This window comes from Aeromonas sp. JL9 (assembly GCF_024436075.1).
GTDB classification, from domain to species: domain Bacteria; phylum Pseudomonadota; class Gammaproteobacteria; order Enterobacterales; family Aeromonadaceae; genus Aeromonas; species Aeromonas veronii.
Map to the genome: position 1 here is coordinate 20,412 of NZ_JANFNV010000007.1, position 19,466 is coordinate 39,877.

Below are 19,466 nucleotides of genomic sequence, written 5' to 3' on the forward strand. Positions count from 1 at the left end.
CAAGCAACATCGAGGAGCAGGATGAGCTGCGACAACTGTCTCGCCACCGCCATCAGGGCCAAGCTGGGGCGCTGTCCGATCTGCGCCATCCAGACTTTTGTCATCGGCCTGAGTGGCTGGCTGGTCTGGTGGTGGTGCGGTGCCGACACCTCGGTCAACGCCCTCACCGGCCTGCTGTTTGCGCTGGGTGGCTCGGGCCTGTTGCTGCTCCATCTGGTGGTATTTGTCTGGCGCAAGGCGACCGGACGTGAATTGAGCGATGAATGAATCTGAATAGATTCAAACAGATAAATAACAATATCGGTGTAGATATGGAGGTTCAGATGATTGCAATGGTAACGGGCGCCTCGTCCGGTTTTGGTGAGTCCATCAGCCGCCAGCTGGTGCAGGCGGGCTACAAGGTGATCGGCACCGGTCGCCGCGCCGAGCGGCTGGCCGCGCTGGCCGACGAGCTGGGCGCGCAGTTCCTGCCGCTGGCGTTCGACGTGCAGGACAAGGCGGCCACCCGCGCTGCCATCGCCGGCCTGCCAGCCGCCTGGAGCGAGGTGGATCTGCTGGTCAACAACGCCGGTCTGGCGCTGGGGCTGGAGCCGGCCCACAAGGCGGATCTGGAAGATTGGGAGCAGATGATCGCCACCAACATCAGCGGTCTGACCCTGCTCACCCGCTTGCTGCTGCCGGGCATGGTGGCGCGCAATCGCGGCCACGTCATCAACATCGGCTCCATCGCCGGCACTTACCCCTATCCGGGCGGCAACGTCTACGGCGCCACCAAGGCGTTCGTGAAGCAGTTCAGCCTCAACCTGCGTGCCGATCTGGCGGGCACCGCCATTCGCGTCACCAACGTGGAGCCGGGCTTGTGCGGCGGCACCGAGTTTTCCAACGTGCGCTTCCACGGTGACGATGCCAAGGCGGCCTCCGTCTATCAGGGGGTGGAGGCGATCCAGCCGGAAGATATCGCCAATACAGTGCTCTGGGTGAGCCAGCAACCGGCCCACGTCAACATCAACAGCATCGAGATCATGCCGGTGGCCCAGACCTTCGGCCCACTCAATATCAGCCGTCGCTGATCGCTGCATTGGCTGAAACAAAAGAGGCTCCCGTGGGAGCCTCTTTGCGTTGGCGAGCCGGTCACAGGCTCATGATCTTCTTGAACTCCTCCGGCGAATACTTCTTCTCGCTGCGCTTGGCGAGATCCGTCATCAGCTTGTAGCGCAGATCTTTGGCCATCTGATAGGTCTGCTCCAGCTGGCCGTAGGAGTAGTCGGCGGCCAGCCCGATGGCGGTAGCCTTGTCGCTGGCATAGGCCTGCTTGAGGCTTTGGTCGAGCAGGGCCACCTCCTTGTAAAGCTTGTTGCTCTCCTTGCTCCAGACGTTTCGCAGCAGCGGCAGGTATTTGTCCGGATCGGCGCTGGCCAGCGCTGTCAGGCTGCGGAACTGCCAGTAGGCGGAATCATCGGAGTAGCTGTCGCTGCCGGTGCGATAGGGCAGGGGATAGTTTTCTAGGGTGTTGTAGAGCGGCACCATCACAGATTCGGCCAGCACGCCATAGCTCTGCCAGATGAGCCCCTGCAGCTCTTTGGGCATCTCCTTGCGTAGCTGGATGACGTGGGATTCCAGCTGGCGATCGACGCGGATCGGCCGCTCCGCCTTGCCCGCGAGCGGCGTGCCGTCATAGGTGGCGCTCAGCAGCTTGGCCACGTCCGGCACAGCGATGGGGGCATCCGGCTTCATAAACAGCGGATATTGCGCCTGCCGAGTCGCCTGTTTCTGGCTGGCGGTCAGCATTTTCTGGCCGAGCCACTCCCGATCCACGTTGTACGGGTCTGCAATCACCCCGAACGCCTTGGCGAAGTTGAAATCTTTCGGATCGGCGTTATCCAGCAGTTTGTGTTCGCGTACAAACTCCAGCAGCTTGGGCGAGTGCAGCACATCGGCGCTGTCGAGATTGACGCCGTGGATCCGCAGACCGTTGGCCACCATGGCGTAGCTGTCGTCCGGTACCCGCACCGCAATCCAGTGGTGGCCGGAGCCGATCTCCATCAGCCAGGCCTCGTTTACATCCGCCAGATAGAGGCTGTTGCCCTCACCGGCGCCATATTGCTCCACATAGCGACCGAGCAGCTCGACCCCCTCTTTGGCCGTCCTGGCCTGCGGCAGGATCAGGGTCGGGATGATGGCTTCAATCACTCCCTTCTCGATCAGCGGATCGGCTTTCCGGGCCTTGTCGTTGACCTCTGCACTGGTGGTGGCCGAGATGGCGACGTTGAACTCGTTGATGCCGCGCTCTTCATAATATTTGCCTGCCGGATCGCTGGACGTCGCATCCCAGTCGTGGATGGCGGAGTAGGCGAAAAATGCTTTGGGCATCGGCACTTCCAGTCCGTTGCCCAGTTTCCAGAGTTTGCCCTCGTTCTGCTGCGCGGGCCGGAAGGCGAGGTACTTGTTCCAGTTGTTGACGCCAAAATCCTCGTTTCTGGCGATCATTACGCTGTCGTCGGCGCTGGCCCCCTTGCCGACAATAAGGCCGGTACAGGCGTCGGCACTGGTGCCAAGCAGGGTGAGCAGGGTGGCGGAGAGAAGACTCAAGGTGTGTTTTTTCATAGGTGTACCCGAAGGGTTGCGGTGGATGCGCGTCAGGGGGCGGGAGAAGCGGCCGGGAGTAACTGGACTGGTTCGGAGATCCGACGGTAGACAGGTCTGCATCTGGTTGAATTCGCAAACATATCATCCATAACGCTGCTTGCTTGCCCGATGGTGCGCCAAAATTGTATGCCTCGCTGGTTGTTTGTTTTGTGATCGATGGAGCGTTCCTGCGGTTTATATGGTGCAGCGTTTTTAAGGCAGCGGTATGTGTCGGAAATCGGGGTAAAAACAGCGGATGAGTCATGATTCTGACGCTGCGTTGGGGCTGTAACTGCTGGCAAGCTTGCCAGCGCGGGGATCTCGCCCAATCTGACAAGTTGGCCTGTAACTTGCTGGTTTTATTGTCAAAGGTGGGGCCAGACCCCATAGCGCCGCATTCAGTCGGCCCGCTTCCGGCGGGTCGGCACACAGAACGGGAGTCTTCATGGATATCAAACCCTACAGCCAGCAGCTTGCCCAGAGCGCATCCAACAACCGCGCCCTCGCCACCCTCAACAGTGCCAGTAGCGGCGGTCAGGGTGGTGGCTGGGAGGAGATGGTCAGCCTCTCCACCCAGCGCATGACCGGCCAGGCCCAGCAGGTGCTGACCTACGAACATCTGGCCAAGAACAACAAGTTGCCACCGGCGCTGGATATGAGCTCCGACAAGGGGGGCGTAGTGCAGCAGCTGGTGGACAAGGCGCTTGGTTTCGATCGCAAGAAGTTCAACGAGATCGAAGAGAAGCTCAAGACCATCGCCGATAACAAGAAGCTGACGCCGGAAGAGCGTGCGGAGCAGAGCAAGCCGCTCAACGAGCAGCGAGAGGCGATGCTCAAGGAGGTGATGGATCGCCTGACCGGCAAGAAGAGCTCATCCAAAGATGAGGCCAAAACTGCCTGATCCTGCCGCTGTTCTGAGATCTACCCGGTCGGCACCGATGGGCCAGTGTCGACCGCCGATGGGCAAGCTTCTGCCACCTCTTTTGACCTCACCTCCCCACAGGCGCACAATGTCCGCGCATTGAGCCAGTCGAGGAGTCCGCCGTGTACAACTTCCAATATGCCAATCCGACCCGTATCTGTTTCGGCGAGGGGCAGATCGCCAGCCTGCCCGAACTGATCCCGCCTGGCAGCCGGCTACTGGTGCTCTACGGCGGAGGCAGCATCAAGCAGAACGGGGTGTATGAGCAGCTGACCCGGGCGCTGGAAGGGGTGACGTGGCAGGAGTTCTCCGGCATCGGTGCCAACCCCAGATTCGAGCTGTTGATGGAGGCGGTGGCGCAGGTGAAGCGCGAGCGCATCGACTTCTTGCTGGCGGTCGGCGGCGGCTCGGTAGTGGATGGCACCAAGTTTGTTGCGGCGGCCGCCTGCTACGAGGGGGATGATCCCTGGGATATCTGCGGTAAGCAGGCGAGTGTGCACAAGGCGCTGCCGATGGGCTGTGTGCTGACCCTGCCAGCGACCGGCTCCGAGAGCAATCCCACCTCGGTGGTGAGCCGCGGGGATGTGAAGATCTCCTTCAGAAGCCCGCTGGTGCAGCCGCAATTTGCGGTGCTCGATCCGGCGACCACCTACAGTTTGCCGCCACGCCAGACCGGTAACGGAGTGGTGGATGCCTTCGTCCATATTGCCGAGCAGTACCTCACCTTTCCGGTGGGAGGCGAGGTACAGGATCGGCTGGCGGAAGGTTTGCTGCAGGTGCTGGTGGAGAACGGCCCCAAGGCGCTGGCGGAGCCGACCAACTATCAGGTACGGGCCAATCTGATGTGGGCGGCCAGTCTGGCGCTCAACGGCCTTATCGGTTGCGGAGTGCCGCAGGATTGGGCCTCTCACGCCATCGGCCATCAGCTGACGGCGCTCTACGGGCTGGATCATGGCCAGAGTCTGGCGGTGGTGCTCCCCTCACTGCTGCGTGAGCGGGCGAGTCAGAAGCAGGACAAACTGGCCCAGTTTGCCGAGCGGGTGTGGCATTCGACCCGCGAGGACAAGGCCCTGCGCATCGAGGAGGCGATCATCCGCACCGAGCAGTTCTTCCAGAAGATGGGGCTGGGGACCCGGCTGGCTGACTATGGCCTCAGCGAAAGTTGCATTCCGGCGGTCTGCTCCAACCTCAAGCGGGTGGGGCGCACCGCGCTCGGTGAGCAGCAGGATATCGACCCGGATCGGGTGGCGCGCATTCTCGCCCGGGCGCTATAAGCCAGCGTCGATTTGTTTCCCTGGTTGATGCATTTTCCCAATTAAAGAGGGCCGCTTGTTGCGGCCCTCTTGTATGACGGGTTAGCCGATCACTCGGTGCGTGCCTTCAGATAACCGGCGTAATCCGGGATCTGTACGCTGAACGCTTGCCGCATATGGGGGCTGTCCATGATGAAGTCGGCGGTCGCTTCGTTAGTGGCGACCGGGATGTTCCAGACTGCCGCGAGGCGCAGCAGCGCCTTCACGTCCGGATCGTGGGGCACCGCATTGAGGGGATCCCAGAAGAAGATCAGCACATCGATCTTCCCTTCGGCGATCAGGGCGCCGAGCTGCTGGTCGCCCCCCATGGGGCCGGAGAAGAGGCAGGTGATGGGCAGTTGCGCCTTCTTGCCGAGCATGGTGCCGGTGGTGCCGGTCGCATAGAGATGGTGGAGCTTGAGCTCCTCCTTGCGGCGCATTACCCAGTTCAGCAGAGGGGTCTTCATGTTGTCGTGAGCCACCAGTGCCACCCGTTTGTGGGGCGCCATCTCGCGTGCAATCTGTTCCATGGAAATCGTCCGTAGCATTGTTATTGGAAGAGAGTCGTATCCTAATCGAAAGCGGCGCCCGTTGCCTTGCCGGGCGCCGTAACTGTGATCACTTCGACTGTTCAATCCACTGCTTGTTCTTCTGCTCCAGCACCGAGATGGGCAACATGCCGTATTCCAGCACATGGTGGTGGAACGCCTTGAGGTCAAAGCCTCCGCCCAGAGCCTGCTCGGCCGACTCCCGCATCCGGATCAGCGCCAGCTGGCCCGCTTTGTAGGAGGTCGCCTGGCCAGTGTAGGCCATGTAGCGCGGAACTTCGGAGCTGATGTCCCCAGCACCCAATGCCGAGTTCTCCTTCATGTAGTTGACGGCCTGATCGTGGCTCCAGCCATACCAGTGGATACCGGTATCCACTACTAGCCGCATCGCCCTGAGCATCTCCTCGTTGAGACGGCCAAAGTATTGCAACTGGTTGTTGAAGGCGGATGATCCCTCGACCTTCACGTCTCCCACCGCCGGATCATAGAGGCCCCGTCCCTGATAGAGCCCCATGTCGTGATCCGCCAGGTATTCGGTGTAGAGCGCCCAGCCCTCCGCATAGGCGGTGTAGGAGGCGTTAGCCACGTACTGCGGGAAGTCGGGGTCCTTGGCGGCCAGCTCCTGGGCGATGGTGATCTGGAAGTGGTGACCCGGCGCCGCCTCGTGGGCCAGCAGGGTGCTGATGTTCCAGCTCTGCAGACCATAGGGGTAGTATGTGTTGAGGAAGAACTGCCCCTTGCGGCCGGTCTGCGGGTTGCCGTCCTGATACCAGGCCACCCCGCCGTATGGCGCATCTTCATAGGAGACGGGCACCACCTCGTAATCCAGTTTGGGAATGGTACGTTCGGCATCGAAGAAGTCCGGCAGTACCAGTGCAGCCTTGCTCTTGAAGATGTTGTACTCCTGCAGTGCCCGCTCGTGTTCGGCCAGCGCCTGCTGCTGTGGCCCGCTCAGCATCGCCCCGGCTGCATTGTCCGGGTTGAGGCCGGCGGACCAGACCTCTAGCGGGTTCTGATAGAAGAATGCTGGATCGTTCAGATAGCGGAAGAAGGCGTAGATTTGGCCGCTCTGCTTGCTCTGGCTCACGTCGTCGCTGTCACACTTGCCGACGGTATGGCATACCTTGACCATGGCAGCGAAAATCCGCTCTACCTCGCTCAATCCCAGCTCATGTATCTGCTCGGGTGTCATATTGGTGGTGGTGTGCTTCTTCAGCAGCCAGCTATACCAGTCTCGCCCGTTGGTCATGCCACAGAAACCGTCGTCACACTCGCCACTACCCAAGCGCACTGCATAGGCGCCGCCATGCTGGTAATCCAGATAGTCGCGCAGCGCCAGATAACGGCTGTTGATGCTGTCCAACACGGCTTTGTAGTCTGCTCGCAGTGTGGCATCGGCATCCCCCGGCAACTGCTGCCAGCCGAGGTAGGAGCCGGCGATCGCCTCCCCATCCAGCTTGCTGTTGAGCTGGGCCAGCAGCCGGTCTACCAGCTCATCAGGCAAGGTGTTGCCCTGAATACTGGCCAGCTCGAACTGGTGTTTCACCTCGGCAAGATAGACATCATAGGCCTTGAGCCAGGTGAGGTGTTCCTGATACCAGGCCAGCGGGGTCATTGTTGTCTTTGCTCGAGTTGCCATTGCAAGTGCCGGCGCTGTGTCTGTGCGGTCGAGATCCCGTCGCCATGCGCCATCACCCGGCGTGACCCTGTCTGCCGAGCTGTGCTCGAAATAGTCGAAGCCACTGCTGACGGTGCGAGCCGCTTTGCCGCTGGCAGGGGCTGCTCCGACGTCATCTGCCAGATCCACCACGCGGTTACGGAAGTGATGGATAGGGATCTGGGATTGGGGTAAATCGTACCCTTCAAGATTGATCTGCAAGTCCCAGCGGATCATGTCGTAGAACAGCCGATCCCACTCACTTAACACCGTGGGATCCAGTGCATTCAGTCGTTGGAGCAGTGAACTGTCGAGTGCCTTTCGCTTGGCGATGCTGGCGGCATCGATGGCAAAACCGTAGGGGTCGAGCGACTGGCTCTCGCGCAGGGCCTCATCCATGGTCTGCATCAGGGATGCTTTGGTGGCTGCGGGGTCTGCTGGTGCGTTCGAGCTGTTGTCATTGCAGGCGGCAAGAGACAGGGCTATGGCGCAGGCTAGCGCTAGCTTGTTGGGTAGGAAGTGCATGATGTAGTCCTTTCACATGTTGTTATTGTATGTCCCTGTGAGGGGCCCCAATAGTGCAACTCCCAAGCGTCTGTTTTTGCGATCTGAATAGCAAAAATACGCTTATTTTTCATGCTGATAAGTGGTGTGAAAAGCTATGCAGCCAGACATTAAAAAACCCGCCTGAGCGGGTTTTTTAATCGTTTTTTCATGCCATAACTATTCAGGATGAGCCGTGGTGCAGTTGCGACTGCTGGTAGTTCTCCAGCCCGATGCGATCGATAAGGTCTAGCTGGGTCTCCAGCCAGTCCACGTGCTCCTCTTCATCCTCCAGGATCTCCTGGAACAGGTCGCGGCTGATGTAGTCCTGCACCGACTCGGCGTAGGCGATGGCTACCTTGAGGTCGGGGATGGCATCCATCTCCAGCGAGAGGTCGCAGCGCAGCATCTCTTCGACGGTCTCGCCTATACGCAGCTTGCCCAGATCCTGCAGATTGGGCAGTCCTTCGAGAAACAGCACCCGCTTGACCAGCTCGTCGGCGTGTTTCATCTCATCGATAGACTCGTGATACTCCTTGTGCCCGAGCGCCTTGAGGCCCCAGTCATCGTAGATGCGGGCGTGCAGGAAGTATTGGTTGATGGCAATCAGCTCATTGGCCAGCACCTTGTTGAGGTGGGCAATGATCTTGGGATCTCCTTTCATCGACAGTGCTCCTTGGTTCGTGCCTGAGGCTTCGATCGTTAGAGCTTAGTCCAGAAAAGTGACAATAAGAGGTCTGGCGAGCCAGCTCGCCTGAGAGAAGGGGGGACCCTGTTGGCGGGTCGCATCAGAAAAGAGGTGTCCGGATCAGGCCACTTCGTAGTAGAGCACGGGTTGCTCCTGCTCCAGCTTGTCGAGCTCGGCTGCAATGATCTCCATGGTCATGCGCACGCATTTGCCACATTGGGCGCCCACCTCGAGCGACTGCTTGAGCTGGCGGAATTCGCTTTTACCTGACTGCACCGCTTTGCGGATCTGGGTATCTGTGATGCCGCGGCACAAACAGACGTACATGATGATCACCTCTTGTGGAATGAGATGAAATCTAAATGAGAATGGTTCGTAGTGCAAATAACCATTGGTAATAAGATCCCCTGCTTGCCACTGTGCAACCCCTTGGGGACAATGCTGGCAACCAGAGGAGATCACCATGCTCAAGAAACTGTTCAGCGCCCTGTTCGGGGGCGAGCCGACCAAGGCGCCGGAAGTCACTCCCACCGAATATGCCGGCTATCTCATCTATCCGGAGCCCATGGCGGAAGGGGGCCAGTATCGGTTGGCAGGGCGCATCACCAAGGAGCTGGACGGCGTGCTGCAAACCCACCGTTTCATCCGCTCCGATCTGTTTGCCAATCCGGCCGATGCTGAGCGTTTCATGGTGCAGAAGGCCCACACCTTTATCGATCAGATGGGAGATCGCATGTTCGAGCCCCGCAAACCGGCTGACAGCCAGGCTTCATGACGCCGCCTGAGCTCAACAGCCTGCGCAATGCGCTGGCCCGCGCCGGCGAGCGGCGCCTGATCAGGCTGGAGGGGGAGGAGGCCGACTGCATTGCTCGCGCCCAATCCCTGCTCAGCGAGACCGTCTTCTGGCTTGGCGCCGGGCCCGAGTGTTATGCCCCGCAACCCGCCGCCAAGGCGCTGCAGCGGCTCGGTCAGGAGTGTGACACGCTGGTGTTAAACGCCTTCAGCGGCTTTCATCCCGACGCCTTCGGGGCGCTGGCGGGCACTCTTCGCGCCGGAGGCTTGCTGTTGCTGCTGACCCCACCCAGAGCGCAGTGGCCCGCATGGCCGGATCCCGACCGGATCCGGCTGGTGGCCCAGCAGGAGGAGGCGAGCCGGGCGGGCCACGGCTTTATCGCCCGGCTGGTGCGGTTGTTGGAAGGTGATCCCGCCCTCTCTCTGGAGCCGCCGGTTTGCTCGCAGCCGTGGCAACCGATTGGGCCGGAGCGCAGGCTGAGCTGCGATCAGACACGGGCGCTGCCCGCCATCCACAAGGTGTTGCACGGTCATCGCCGTCGGCCGCTGGTGCTGAGCGCTGACCGCGGTCGTGGCAAGAGTGCGCTGCTGGGGCTTGCTGCCGCCGAGCTACTGCGTCAGCAGCCCGCGCTGAACATAGTGGTGACGGCCCCCTCGCAGGCAACGGTGGCGACCCTGTTTGCCCACGCCGCTCGCGTGCTAGATACTACGCCGGAGCAGCTGGCCGGGCTGAGCTACTGCTCGCCGGATCGGCTGGTGCACGAGGCGATTAATCCCGATCTGCTGCTGGTGGATGAAGCGGCCGCCATTCCGACCCCGCTGCTCGAGACCATGCTGGCCCGCCACAGTCGCATCGTGTTTGCCACCACCGAGCACGGTTACGAGGGGACGGGGCGCGGTTTTCACCTGCGCTTCAAACGGGTGCTCGATAGCCAGACCCCGGAGTGGCAGGAGATCCACCTCTCTGAGCCCATCCGCTGGAGTGAGCGCGATCCGCTGGAGCCGCTGATTTTCCGCCTGCTCGGCCTCAATGCCGAAGTGGCAACTCCCTTGCCGCCGACCAGCCCGAGCTGGCGTCTTATCTGTCAGGAGGCGCTGGCGAGCGACGAGGCGTTGCTCAACCAGCTGTTCGGCTTGCTGGTGCTGGCTCACTACCAGACTACGCCGAGCGATCTCAGATCGCTGCTGGAGAGTCCAGATCTCGACATCCATCTGCTGGAGCAGGATGCGAGCCTGCTGGGAGTGGCGCTGGTGGCGCGGGAAGGGGAGATAGAGCACGAGCTGGCCGAGGCGATTTGGGCCGGGCGTCGCCGTCCGCGCGGCCATCTGCTGCCCCAGTCGCTGCTGGCCCACGCCGGTTTTAAAACGGCGGGGGCGCGCAGCTACGCCCGGGTGATGCGTATCGCCATCCATCCCGAGCTGCATCGCCACGGGTTGGGGTCGCTACTGCTTGGCAAGCTTGAGGAGCACTATCGCCAGATTGGCACCGACTACCTCGGCTCGGCCTTTTCGGCCAGCGCCGACCTGCTCCCCTTCTGGCGCAAGGCCGGACTGACGGTGCTGCGCATCGGTCTGCAACGGGATGCCGCCAGCGGCTGCCACGCAGCCCTGCTGCTCAAAGTGCTGAAACCCGAGCATGAGCCCGAGCTGGATCAGTGGCAGCAGCGTTTTGTTTGCCAGTTGCCGACCCTGCTGGCGGGTGAGTTGAGCGCGTTGGATCCCGAGTTGGTATGGCAATGTCTGCAAGGCAGCACCGTCACCGCGCCGGAGCTTGGCGAGTTCGAGCGTGACGAGATTGAATGCTTTGCCCTGCATCACAAGCCGTTCGAACTGAGCCAATCCAGCCTGCAGTTGTGGTTGGCGGGCAATCTGGTCCGGTTGGCCGAGCTCACCCCGGATGAGCGTTATCTGCTGATCGCCACCATCTGGCAATATGCCGACTGGGGAAGACTGGCTGCGAGGTTGCAACTGGCGGGCAAGCCCGCCGTGATCAAGAGGTTGCGGGCGCTGCTGGCGCGTCTTCTGATCTCCCCTACCACTCGATAGGTTTGCCCTGCCAGTCGAGAAAGCTCAGCTCGCCATCCGGTTGCAGCCGGTTCATCAGCTTAATCAGATGGTCGGCTACCAGCTCGGGACTCTGCACATTTCCCGCCGGTACATTGGCGTGAAATGGGCGAGAGAGTTGGGTATCCACTGTGCCGGGATGGAAAGCCAGCAATTTGATGCCGGGGGCCCGCCGGGCCAGCTCGATGGCGGCACACTTGAGCAGCATGTTGAGGGCGGCCTTGGATGCGCGATAGCCATACCAGCCGCCCGCTCGGTTGTCGCCAATGCTGCCGACCCGAGCGCTGAGAACGGCCAGAGTGCAAGGCTCGCGGCCAAACAGCGGTAACAGCTGGCTGATCCAGCGCAGCGGCAGCAGGGCGTTGGTCTGGTAGAGACGGGTCATGGCATCGAGATTGATTGCTTCGAGCCGCTTCTCTGGCTGGATCTCCCCCTTATGCAGGATGCCGTTGCAGATCACTACCCTGTGCGGTTTCGGCGCCAACTCCGCGATGCGGGCCACCACTTTTGCCATCTGCTCATCGCTGTAGTCACAACATAGCCAGTGCAGGGCCGGCGAAGAGGCTCCTGCTGGTGCGGGCTGACGACTGATGGCAATCACTGGCCCGACACCAGCCGCCAACCAGTGTGCGACCAGCGCCGCCCCGATACCGCCAGAAGCTCCAATCACGACGATACCTTCACTCATCTCAGGCTCCTTATCAGCGCATGGATTTGTCCTGATTGGCAGATACGATCGTGCCAGCCTGCGGGATCAAGCGGTTAACGCTGCAATCTTGCCGAGATCCGAGCCGCTGGGTGAATTCCATTCCTATACTGAGGGAAAACCGCAGCGGTCTGCTGCCCGCGCAACCAGAATGAGAGTCACCATGATGTCCAAAGATGGGGAAGAGCGTAAATCTATCCTGACCGAAAGTGGCACCAACGAGCTTGAGATCATCGAGTTTCACCTCAAGAAGCAGCTACCGGACGGCCGTGAAAAAACCGCTTATTACGGGATCAACGTCGCCAAGGTGCGCGAGGTGATCCGGGTGCCGGAGACCACAGATTACCCCAATGCCCAGCGCCATATGGTGGGGGTATTCTCCCTGCGGGATCGCCTCATCCCGCTGGTGGATCTGGCGGGCTGGCTCGGCATCAAGACCAACCCGGACCCCAGCCACAAGGTGGTGATCGTCACCGACTTCAACAAGATGGCCAACGGTTTTCTGATCGACAGTGTCAGCAGGATCCACCGGGTCTCCTGGGAGGATGTGGAGTCACCCAGCCAGTTTCTGGAGGCGGGGGAGAACGACTGCGTGGTGGCCGTGGTCAGGCGCGATGGCAACCTCATCATGATCCTCGACTTCGAGAAGATCATCGCCGATATCAACCCCGAGCTCAGCATGGAGAAGTACGACGTCACCCAGGACCGCAAGGTGCTCATCGACGATCGCATGATGGCGCTGCGTCAGGGCAAAACCATTCTGGTGGTGGATGACTCGGCCTTTATCCGCAAGATGATCGAAACCACCCTGCGCACCGCCGGTTACAACGTGATTACGGCCAAGGACGGTGGCGAGGGACTGGAGATGATGACGGATTTCGATCGTCTGGCACAGGAGGAGAGAATGCCGGTGACCGGCTTTGTCAACGCGGTGATCACCGATGTGGAGATGCCACGCATGGATGGCATGCACCTGCTCAAGCGGCTGCGGGATACCCCCTCCTACAAGGAGATGCCCATCGTGATGTTCTCCTCCCTGATGAGCGATGACAACCGTCAGAAAGCGCTGCAACTGGGGGCCAACGATACCATCACCAAGCCCGAGATAGGGCGCATGGTGGGGATGATGGATCACATGCTGCTGGGAATTGCCCCGCCTTCGCCCGCCAACAACATCTGACCTGCCGTTAACTTCCAATTAGCCGGTCGAATCCACTGACCGGTGCCTCAAGCGGCCACTCCTTGCAAAGGGGTGGCCGCGCTACTTTGGCTGTTTGTTGCGATCCCGACGCCCCTTGTCTCACGGACATGATTAATGTAATGATAATTATTATCATTTGTTGGCGTGAAGCATATGACAGCAACCTGGGTGAAGGGGTGGGTCGAGTCGACCGAAGGTGGCAGCAGCATGAGTCACTGGAAACAGCAGACCCGAGAGGGCAACCGGCTGTTTGATTGCGGCGAGTATCATCATGCGCTGGCTCATTATCAGCAGGCGCTCTGGCTGGCTCGTCAGCAGTTGGTGCAATGGCACGACGCGGATGAGGCGGTGGCGGCGCTGGTCGTGGCTCACCACAATCTGGCGGATCTGCTGGTGGCCATGACTTTGCCCGATCGCGCCGCCGACCTGCTCTGCTATGTGCACGACTGCCTGCTGGCGACCTGTCACTCCCCCGCTTGCTCCTCTCGGCTGCGAGAGGCCGCGTTGCGCCATACCCGCACAACCCGTGCCGAGTTGCTGACGTTCGTACAGCGCCACGGCAGTCACGCCGGGATCATGCGTTCGCTCGGTCACTGCTTGTGCCAGAGCGAGCCCTCATCCCGGCTCCATTAATCCGAACAGAGGTCATCATGAGCCATACCCTGCCAGCCCTGAACTATGCCTACGACGCACTGGAACCCCATATCGATGCACTGACCATGGAGATCCACCACAGCCGTCATCACCAGACCTATATCAACAACCTCAACGCCGTGCTGGAAGGGTCACCAGAGCTGGCCGCAATGCCGGTTGAAGAGCTGCTGCGCCGCTTCGATACTCTGCCAACCGCCCTGCAGGGGGCGGTCCGCAACCATGGTGGCGGCCATGCCAACCACTCCCTGTTCTGGCTGGTGATGAGCCCGCAGGGGGGCGGTGAGCCGGGTGGTGAGCTGGCTCTGGCCATCGAGCGGGAATTGGGGGGATTCGATGCCTTCAAGCAGGCCTTCACTCAGGCGGCCCTGAGCCGCTTTGGTAGCGGCTGGGCCTGGCTGGTGGTGGACAAGGCGGGCAGATTGCAGGTGGAGAGCAGTGCCAATCAGGATAGTCCCCTGATGCATGGCCATACCCCGATCCTGGGGCTGGATGTGTGGGAGCACGCCTACTATCTCAAGTACCAGAACAAGCGTCCTGACTATATCGCAGCCTTCTATCAGGTGGTGGAGTGGGCCGAAGTGGCCCGCCGCTATCAGGCGGCGCGAGGCTGACTTGGCCGCTGGGAATGGGTGTACAGGCTCACCGCCACAACCTGCGCTGTAATAACAAGACCCGCCAGTTGGCGGGTCGTCTGTTTATGGTGTGGCAGTGCTGACGCTGGCGGCTGAAGGGGTCATCGGCAATGTGGGCAGGGCCGTGCTGGGCATCTCGGCGGTGGTTTCTGCCGCGGGTTTGGTGGGAGTGACCGACTCAGTGGCTGCCGCTGCGGATAAAGCAGGAGTGACTTGTTCCGTCACGGCCGAGGCTGATGGAGTAGCTGACTCGGTGGCAACAGCGGCAGAAACTGCCGCTGGCTTGGCCTCATCCACCGCCGGTTTGGGCTGTTTGAGGCAGGGTTGCAGGCTGCCGATGGTGCTCAGTGACTGGCAAGGCACAGGCAGACCGATGGGGACCGGAGCGCCGAGGAACTTGGGCCCCTTGTCCAGTACATAAAGGTCGAGCAGCCCCATCAGGCGGGCAAAGACTTCCCGTACCCGGGTGCGGATCCCCTGATAGGCGCTGGGATCCTCGGCATTGAAGCCGACCGCATCGATACCGAAATGGCGGGCGATGAAGATGGCCCGCTCGTTATGAAAGCCCTGGGAGACCACGGTAAAGCGCTCCTGGCCGAACACCTCCTTGGCGCGAACCACTGAGTCGAGGGTGCGGAATCCGGCGAAATCCATATAGATGGCGGAGGCGGGGATGCCTGCCTTGATCAGGGCACGGCGCATCTGGCGTGGCTCGTTGTACTGCACGGTGGCGTTGTCACCGGAGACGATGATGAAGTCCACCTTGGCATTGTTGTAGAGCTCGGCCGCCGCCTTGATGCGGTATTTGAAGTAGTGGTTGGGGCCGCCCCCGGAGAGATATTTGGAGGTACCCAGCACCACCGCAACCCGGTTGTAGGGCACCTTGTCCACCTGATCGTAGGTGTAGTGACGGGCATCCGAGACGATCCACTCGCTGTAGCCCAGCAGCATGGCAATCAGGGCCAGCAGCAAAACGAGGCAGGCGAGGAGGATCTTGGCAAACTTCTTCATGCGCGGTGCGGTCAGGGTCTGAAGTTGGGAGTGGCTATCGGCATTCTATTACAACTCGGCCGCTGGCGTCAGGCTTGATAACGGGCGGGCACCTCATTCGGGCAGAGGTTGTCGCAGCAGAAGAGGGAGTGCGGGGGAAAAAGCGAGGGGCTGCGGTGGCTGCCCCTCTTTGTGTTGGATGTCTATCAGTGGGCGGAGTCGTTACCCTTGCAGGCGTCTGACTCCTTGTTGGCTTGCCACCAGGGCAGCAGATCCCGGGCTAGCCACGCCTGATAGGCGTCGCTGTCGTTGGCGATCAGCCGGTCCAGCTCCCCTTCGAAGTCGCTCATCGCCTGCTGCCGATCCGGATTGCGCAGCGCCTGTGCCAGCGCCAACCAGCTGGCGCTGCGACCGGTATCGTTGAGGAAGCGGTGCACGGTATAGGACCAGGAGTAGACCATCTCGCCACCCTGGGCGTAGTCAAGGTGGAGGATCGCCGCCAGTGTCGGACGCTGGTTGGCGGGGCGGTTTGCCACGTTATCCAGACCACGGGCAAAGCACTGGCCGTGAGCGATGTACTCTGCAATCCCCTCTGCCCACCAGGTGGTGCGGTTGAGCGGATAGTGTCCGAAGCTGCCGTACTGGTTGAAGCGACCATCCAGATAGTGAACGTACTCGTGGCGCAGGTTCCACACCTGGAAGGCGGGGCGTTTCCACTCCGCTTCATAGGCGAAGAAGCGGGCCTGATTGCCGGGGCGAGCCGGATCCCCCTCGATATAGATGCCGCCATTGTCGGTGGAGACACCAAACAGCGCGCTGCCGTAGCGGCCCCAGTCGGCGGAGGAGTTGAAGATCACCAGCTCCAGCGCCTCGTTGTGATCATCGGCCACCGGTTGCCAGCCTGTCTCCATCTGCTGGTGGAAGCGCTGCTCTTCATCACCCAGCTCGCGGCAAATCCCTTCGGCCTGAGCCAGGGTCAGATCCTGGGCGCGCAGACGCAGGGTGGGCGAGCAGGTGTGCTCGAACGGCAGAATATCTTCCATGCGGATCGGGGTACAAAGCCCGGCGAACTCGCCGCTGACACAGGCTTCGCTGGTGCGATCCGTGTAGGTGAGATAGTAGCTGGAGAGGGTCAGGGATACCTCTTCCAGCATGGCAGCCGGATGCTGGCCACCCGGGATCAGCCCCTGCTGGCGCATGATGGCGATGACATCGCGATCCAGCTGCTGGCGATAGGCAATCGCCTTATCCGGGCTGGTGTGATGGAGGTAGCGCATCATCTGGTAGAGGCGGCTGTGGGCATCGAGGATGTTGTTGAAGATAAACAGATCCCGTGAGCCATCGCGTTGTTTCCAGAGGGCCAGCTCGCTCAGGCCCAGTTGCAGCAGGCTCTGGCGCAATGCCGCCTCCTGCTGCAGCACAGCTGCGCTGAAGTCAGCCTGCTGACCGTAAGAGGCGCTCTGATCGACCAGATTGAGCAGCTCGAACAGGCCATCGGCCCAGGGTTTGTGGCCATTGATCTGCGCCGCATGTTGCACCGCATAGCCGAGCGCCTGGTTGAGCTGGGCCAGCATGGGAGCAGCACTCTGGCGGAAGGCGGCTTGGCCAAGTTGTCCTTGTGCCGCCACGCTCCAGGCTTCCAGCACTGTGCCAGCCTGATCCTGCGGTTCAGCTCCCAGCAGCAATGGGTGGTTGAGCAGATCAATCATCACCCCGGCCAGTGCCCGAGCGACTTGATCACTCTCTTTGCCAACGCCGCCGTGGTAGTTGTGGGCGCGCACATAGTAGAGCAGCTTGTCCATTGCCGGATGGGTCGGTTGGTTGGCCGCCAGCAGGGCACGCATGCCGCGCACCACCGCCATCAGCTTGGCGTCATCGTGGCCGTAATCCGCCTGCCAGGCAGGACTGTTCTGGCCGCTCACGTCGGCCACCAGTTTGGCGGCATCGCTGTCGAGCAGCTCCACATCGGGCTGCTCGGGCTCGGAGCAGAGACGACCGTTGGCACGGCGGCATTCCAGCTGCTCCTCCTTGCTGGCCAGCACGATGGGGCGATTGAGCACCCGGCTCTCCTGCCACGCTTTGCTCTCTGGCAGGTGTTGCCACTCGCCGCCAGCGGCCGGGTATTGGTAGCCGCTATCTTGCAGCGTTACCTGAACCTCGCTGCCAGCGGGGATCACCTGACGGCAGATGCGATAGCGGATGGTGTTGCTCCCCTCCTTGCGCTCCTGCGGCTCATCACACTCCTGCTGAGGCGTAAGTTGATCCAGCTGCCACTGATAGCGGCGCCAGACATGGATCTCGCTGACCTGAGCGGCAGCCTGACTGCCTGCCACCGGTTGCAGACGGAAGAAGATCTGCTCCAACCGGCCATCCCGCTCGCTCGGGGTCTCTTCAAGTACCTGCAACTGCTGCCAATCCTGCGGCTGATAGTGCCACTCCGACTCGGTGCAGCGGCCTTGTGCGTTGAGTTCGCAGCGATCCAGCTCCCTTTCACTCTGACCCAGGATGATGGCTTGCGGCAGCGGCAGACGATCCTGCCGCTGGGCGGTCGGCGTGCCCGCCAGCTGCTCCCAGCGACCCTGCTTGAGGCCATAACCAAAGTCATAACTGCTGGCGGGAATGAGCTTGCCCGCCGGAATCCGATCTTCACAGCGCACGAAGCGAATCTGCCAGCCCGCATCTACCTTGAGCTGCGGCTCGCCACACTGCTGTTCGGCGAGGGCTGCGAGATCGCTGCTCTGCCAGTCGAAGCGACGGTAGACCCTAAGCTGCTGGTAAGGAGCATTGCTGCTGCGCGCCTTGAGCTCGTAGGTGATCTCGGTGATGCGAGCGGCCAGTTGTCGGCTCGATTCGCCAGTCAGCTGATACTGTCGCCAGTCATAGGGGGAGTAGTTGGCTTGCGCCGAGGATGTCGCCAAAAGCAGGGGGCCTGCCAGCAGCAGCCACCCGGTACCTGAACGGTTCATTTTTATCCCTTTGTTCTTGTTTGTGTATTGTCTTGCGAGTAATCGCAAGGCAATTTACAGGGACTCAAAAGAATATCAATGATTTTTTAAATGACATATAAATCAATGATATAGCGTTGATTTATATGCTTGCTGTTTTTGAACTCCTGCTGCCGTAGTGAGGGCTCACATGCGACTTTATTGAAGAAGTTGTTAGTTGTGTAAAGTGCGTGTCAGATCTCATTTAATCAACACGAGACATGCAGCAAAGGACCAGGAAAAGCGAGATGTCCCTATGGCTTAAGCCACATTATCTGGGCGGATGATGACTGGTGACTCAATCAGCAAAGCCAGCTATTTGTTCGTGAGGAGGCGGGATGAAAAGATATTGGCCGCCTGTATGGGTAGCACAGGCGACCTGATAAGAGTTGCTTTCAACACCACCTGCTCATCTGTTTCGCGCCAATTTCAGCGTCACTACAGATGAGTCATCAGAGATAGCTGACAGTCACGATCGCCATGTTGCTGGCATTGGTCACTTTGTAGCTGATAGTGCTGCTAATTGAGCTGATTTGACCGGCTTGCTGCAAGTGAGCCAAAGGCATGGTTTGTTTGTTCATGCCTGAATAGCAGGTCACGCTGCTGTCAGAAAAATCACATGGAGATTCATAGATAGTGCCAGTAAACGTCACTGAGCCATCAGCCGCAGAAGCAGTGGATGGCAACAAGGCGGTACCAAGCAGCAAGGAGGTGCATACAGAGAAAACTGTCTTGCGAACTAAACGGGAGGCGGTGTGTTGAGCTTTCATATCTATGTCCTTTTCGTCACAGGTGTTGTACGAAAAGGGCAACGCAATCAAAGAGTAATGCCATAAATCGGCAATAACATCACTCTTCTCAGATGGCAGCTCCGCTGTCTTAGGTATCAAAACCCTTAGACCGGTGGCTTTGCGTCCCGACCTTTCGATCGGTTTGCCCTTTACTCTATGTCTAGATGATAACACTCCACTTTGAGAAATCAATCGGCTTAAAAATCATGAGAGATGGATCACAGTTAGTCTGCATAATTAATAACGTATATTTATTTTTTTATCTCAAATCTTGCCTGTGAATATTGCGGACAAGCCTCTATATTAGCGCGTCATATCTATGACTAATATGTAATGTAGTAGATGTATATTTATGTGTGGGCTGCCAATAATTTGAT

General features: G+C 60.1%; 18 protein-coding genes and 1 riboswitch. Of the genes, 9 read left to right on the forward strand and 9 right to left on the reverse strand.

What is annotated here, in order from left to right; genetic code table 11:
- The first annotated feature begins 21 nt into the window (after nucleotides 1-21).
- Nucleotides 22-267: a DUF3624 family protein gene (locus NOM06_RS07395; protein WP_255910842.1), complete on the forward strand. Its 246-nt coding sequence runs from the start codon at nucleotides 22-24 to the stop codon at nucleotides 265-267.
- Nucleotides 268-323: 56 nt separating this feature from the next.
- Nucleotides 324-1,070, forward strand: a complete 747-nt coding sequence (locus tag NOM06_RS07400) for an SDR family oxidoreductase (RefSeq protein ID WP_255910845.1) — start codon at nucleotides 324-326, stop codon at nucleotides 1,068-1,070.
- Nucleotides 1,071-1,131: 61 nt separating this feature from the next.
- Here the strand turns inward: NOM06_RS07400 and NOM06_RS07405 are convergent, their stop codons facing one another.
- Nucleotides 1,132-2,604: a C69 family dipeptidase gene (locus NOM06_RS07405; RefSeq protein WP_255910848.1), complete on the reverse strand. Its 1,473-nt coding sequence runs from the start codon at nucleotides 2,602-2,604 to the stop codon at nucleotides 1,132-1,134.
- 466 nt (nucleotides 2,605-3,070) lie between these two features.
- Here NOM06_RS07405 and NOM06_RS07410 point away from each other — a divergent pair, with 466 nt between their 5' ends.
- Nucleotides 3,071-3,526: a hypothetical protein gene (locus NOM06_RS07410; RefSeq protein ID WP_255910851.1), complete on the forward strand. Its 456-nt coding sequence runs from the start codon at nucleotides 3,071-3,073 to the stop codon at nucleotides 3,524-3,526.
- A 143-nt stretch (nucleotides 3,527-3,669) separates the two neighbouring features.
- Nucleotides 3,670-4,821, forward strand: coding sequence for an iron-containing alcohol dehydrogenase (locus NOM06_RS07415; RefSeq protein WP_180343345.1), 1,152 nt, complete (start codon nucleotides 3,670-3,672; stop codon nucleotides 4,819-4,821).
- Between the two features lie 89 nt (nucleotides 4,822-4,910).
- Here the strand turns inward: NOM06_RS07415 and NOM06_RS07420 are convergent, their stop codons facing one another.
- The 4 genes from NOM06_RS07420 to NOM06_RS07435 form a co-directional block, all read right to left on the reverse strand.
- Nucleotides 4,911-5,369 carry a methylglyoxal synthase gene (locus NOM06_RS07420; RefSeq protein ID WP_005363178.1) on the reverse strand — a complete coding sequence of 153 codons (459 nt, stop codon included), beginning with the start codon at nucleotides 5,367-5,369 and terminating at the stop codon, nucleotides 4,911-4,913.
- Nucleotides 5,370-5,457: 88 nt separating this feature from the next.
- Nucleotides 5,458-7,569 (reverse strand): DUF885 family protein, encoded by a 2,112-nt coding sequence (locus NOM06_RS07425; RefSeq protein WP_255910854.1) that lies wholly within the window; start codon nucleotides 7,567-7,569, stop codon nucleotides 5,458-5,460.
- A 202-nt stretch (nucleotides 7,570-7,771) separates the two neighbouring features.
- Nucleotides 7,772-8,251, reverse strand: coding sequence for a bacterioferritin (gene bfr, locus NOM06_RS07430; RefSeq protein ID WP_005335967.1), 480 nt, complete (start codon nucleotides 8,249-8,251; stop codon nucleotides 7,772-7,774).
- 144 nt (nucleotides 8,252-8,395) lie between these two features.
- Nucleotides 8,396-8,602, reverse strand: a complete 207-nt coding sequence (locus NOM06_RS07435) for a bacterioferritin-associated ferredoxin (protein ID WP_111901511.1) — start codon at nucleotides 8,600-8,602, stop codon at nucleotides 8,396-8,398.
- A gap of 136 nt (nucleotides 8,603-8,738) precedes the next feature.
- Between NOM06_RS07435 and NOM06_RS07440 the strand changes: the two genes are divergently transcribed.
- Both NOM06_RS07440 and NOM06_RS07445 read left to right on the forward strand, forming a co-directional pair.
- Nucleotides 8,739-9,050 (forward strand): HlyU family transcriptional regulator, encoded by a 312-nt coding sequence (locus tag NOM06_RS07440; RefSeq protein WP_005354958.1) that lies wholly within the window; start codon nucleotides 8,739-8,741, stop codon nucleotides 9,048-9,050.
- On the forward strand, nucleotides 9,047-11,113 hold the full coding sequence (locus NOM06_RS07445; protein WP_255910857.1) for a tRNA(Met) cytidine acetyltransferase TmcA: 2,067 nt from the start codon (nucleotides 9,047-9,049) through the stop codon (nucleotides 11,111-11,113). The genes NOM06_RS07440 and NOM06_RS07445 overlap by 4 nt, the downstream gene beginning before the upstream one ends.
- On the opposite strand, the gene NOM06_RS07450 is transcribed toward NOM06_RS07445, so the two are convergent.
- On the reverse strand, nucleotides 11,100-11,819 hold the full coding sequence (locus tag NOM06_RS07450; protein ID WP_255910860.1) for an SDR family NAD(P)-dependent oxidoreductase: 720 nt from the start codon (nucleotides 11,817-11,819) through the stop codon (nucleotides 11,100-11,102). The two genes, NOM06_RS07445 and NOM06_RS07450, sit on opposite strands and share 14 nt — an antisense overlap.
- 181 nt (nucleotides 11,820-12,000) lie before the next feature.
- On the opposite strand from NOM06_RS07450, the gene NOM06_RS07455 reads away from it, so the two are divergent.
- The 3 genes from NOM06_RS07455 to NOM06_RS07465 all read left to right on the forward strand — a co-directional run bounded on the left by NOM06_RS07455 (nucleotide 12,001) and on the right by NOM06_RS07465 (nucleotide 14,303).
- Nucleotides 12,001-13,017, forward strand: a complete 1,017-nt coding sequence (locus NOM06_RS07455; RefSeq protein ID WP_005335957.1) for a chemotaxis protein — start codon at nucleotides 12,001-12,003, stop codon at nucleotides 13,015-13,017.
- A 174-nt stretch (nucleotides 13,018-13,191) separates the two neighbouring features.
- Nucleotides 13,192-13,671, forward strand: coding sequence for a hypothetical protein (locus NOM06_RS07460; protein ID WP_139461408.1), 480 nt, complete (start codon nucleotides 13,192-13,194; stop codon nucleotides 13,669-13,671).
- A gap of 17 nt (nucleotides 13,672-13,688) precedes the next feature.
- Nucleotides 13,689-14,303: a superoxide dismutase gene (locus NOM06_RS07465; protein WP_236322756.1), complete on the forward strand. Its 615-nt coding sequence runs from the start codon at nucleotides 13,689-13,691 to the stop codon at nucleotides 14,301-14,303.
- Nucleotides 14,304-14,387: 84 nt separating this feature from the next.
- Here the strand turns inward: NOM06_RS07465 and NOM06_RS07470 are convergent, their stop codons facing one another.
- The 3 genes from NOM06_RS07470 to NOM06_RS07480 all read right to left on the reverse strand — a co-directional run bounded on the left by NOM06_RS07470 (nucleotide 14,388) and on the right by NOM06_RS07480 (nucleotide 19,068).
- Entirely contained in the window at nucleotides 14,388-15,335 is a 948-nt protein-coding gene (locus NOM06_RS07470) for a vancomycin high temperature exclusion protein (protein WP_236322757.1), read from the reverse strand.
- Nucleotides 15,336-15,520: 185 nt separating this feature from the next.
- Nucleotides 15,521-18,280 (reverse strand): collagenase, encoded by a 2,760-nt coding sequence (locus NOM06_RS07475; protein ID WP_236322758.1) that lies wholly within the window; start codon nucleotides 18,278-18,280, stop codon nucleotides 15,521-15,523.
- A gap of 470 nt (nucleotides 18,281-18,750) precedes the next feature.
- The gene (locus NOM06_RS07480; protein ID WP_005354947.1) at nucleotides 18,751-19,068 is read right to left on the reverse strand and encodes a hypothetical protein; all 318 of its coding nucleotides are present in this window, start codon (nucleotides 19,066-19,068) and stop codon (nucleotides 18,751-18,753) included.
- A 91-nt stretch (nucleotides 19,069-19,159) separates the two neighbouring features.
- Nucleotides 19,160-19,246, reverse strand: a riboswitch (cyclic di-GMP riboswitch).
- Nucleotides 19,247-19,466: the final 220 nt, after the last annotated feature.

Coding starts and splice junctions, on each gene's coding strand:
- NOM06_RS07395 (WP_255910842.1), top strand. CDS start 22: ATGAGCTGCGACAACTGTCTCGCCACCGCCATCAGGGCCAAGCTGGGG.
- NOM06_RS07400 (WP_255910845.1), top strand. CDS start 324: ATGATTGCAATGGTAACGGGCGCCTCGTCCGGTTTTGGTGAGTCCATC.
- NOM06_RS07405 (WP_255910848.1), bottom strand. CDS start 2,604: ATGAAAAAACACACCTTGAGTCTTCTCTCCGCCACCCTGCTCACCCTG.
- NOM06_RS07410 (WP_255910851.1), top strand. CDS start 3,071: ATGGATATCAAACCCTACAGCCAGCAGCTTGCCCAGAGCGCATCCAAC.
- NOM06_RS07420 (WP_005363178.1), bottom strand. CDS start 5,369: ATGGAACAGATTGCACGCGAGATGGCGCCCCACAAACGGGTGGCACTG.
- NOM06_RS07425 (WP_255910854.1), bottom strand. CDS start 7,569: ATGCACTTCCTACCCAACAAGCTAGCGCTAGCCTGCGCCATAGCCCTG.
- bfr (WP_005335967.1), bottom strand. CDS start 8,251: ATGAAAGGAGATCCCAAGATCATTGCCCACCTCAACAAGGTGCTGGCC.
- NOM06_RS07435 (WP_111901511.1), bottom strand. CDS start 8,602: ATGTACGTCTGTTTGTGCCGCGGCATCACAGATACCCAGATCCGCAAA.
- NOM06_RS07440 (WP_005354958.1), top strand. CDS start 8,739: ATGCTCAAGAAACTGTTCAGCGCCCTGTTCGGGGGCGAGCCGACCAAG.
- NOM06_RS07445 (WP_255910857.1), top strand. CDS start 9,047: ATGACGCCGCCTGAGCTCAACAGCCTGCGCAATGCGCTGGCCCGCGCC.
- NOM06_RS07450 (WP_255910860.1), bottom strand. CDS start 11,819: ATGAGTGAAGGTATCGTCGTGATTGGAGCTTCTGGCGGTATCGGGGCG.
- NOM06_RS07455 (WP_005335957.1), top strand. CDS start 12,001: ATGATGTCCAAAGATGGGGAAGAGCGTAAATCTATCCTGACCGAAAGT.
- NOM06_RS07460 (WP_139461408.1), top strand. CDS start 13,192: ATGACAGCAACCTGGGTGAAGGGGTGGGTCGAGTCGACCGAAGGTGGC.
- NOM06_RS07465 (WP_236322756.1), top strand. CDS start 13,689: ATGAGCCATACCCTGCCAGCCCTGAACTATGCCTACGACGCACTGGAA.
- NOM06_RS07470 (WP_236322757.1), bottom strand. CDS start 15,335: ATGAAGAAGTTTGCCAAGATCCTCCTCGCCTGCCTCGTTTTGCTGCTG.
- NOM06_RS07475 (WP_236322758.1), bottom strand. CDS start 18,280: ATGAACCGTTCAGGTACCGGGTGGCTGCTGCTGGCAGGCCCCCTGCTT.
- NOM06_RS07480 (WP_005354947.1), bottom strand. CDS start 19,068: ATGAAAGCTCAACACACCGCCTCCCGTTTAGTTCGCAAGACAGTTTTC.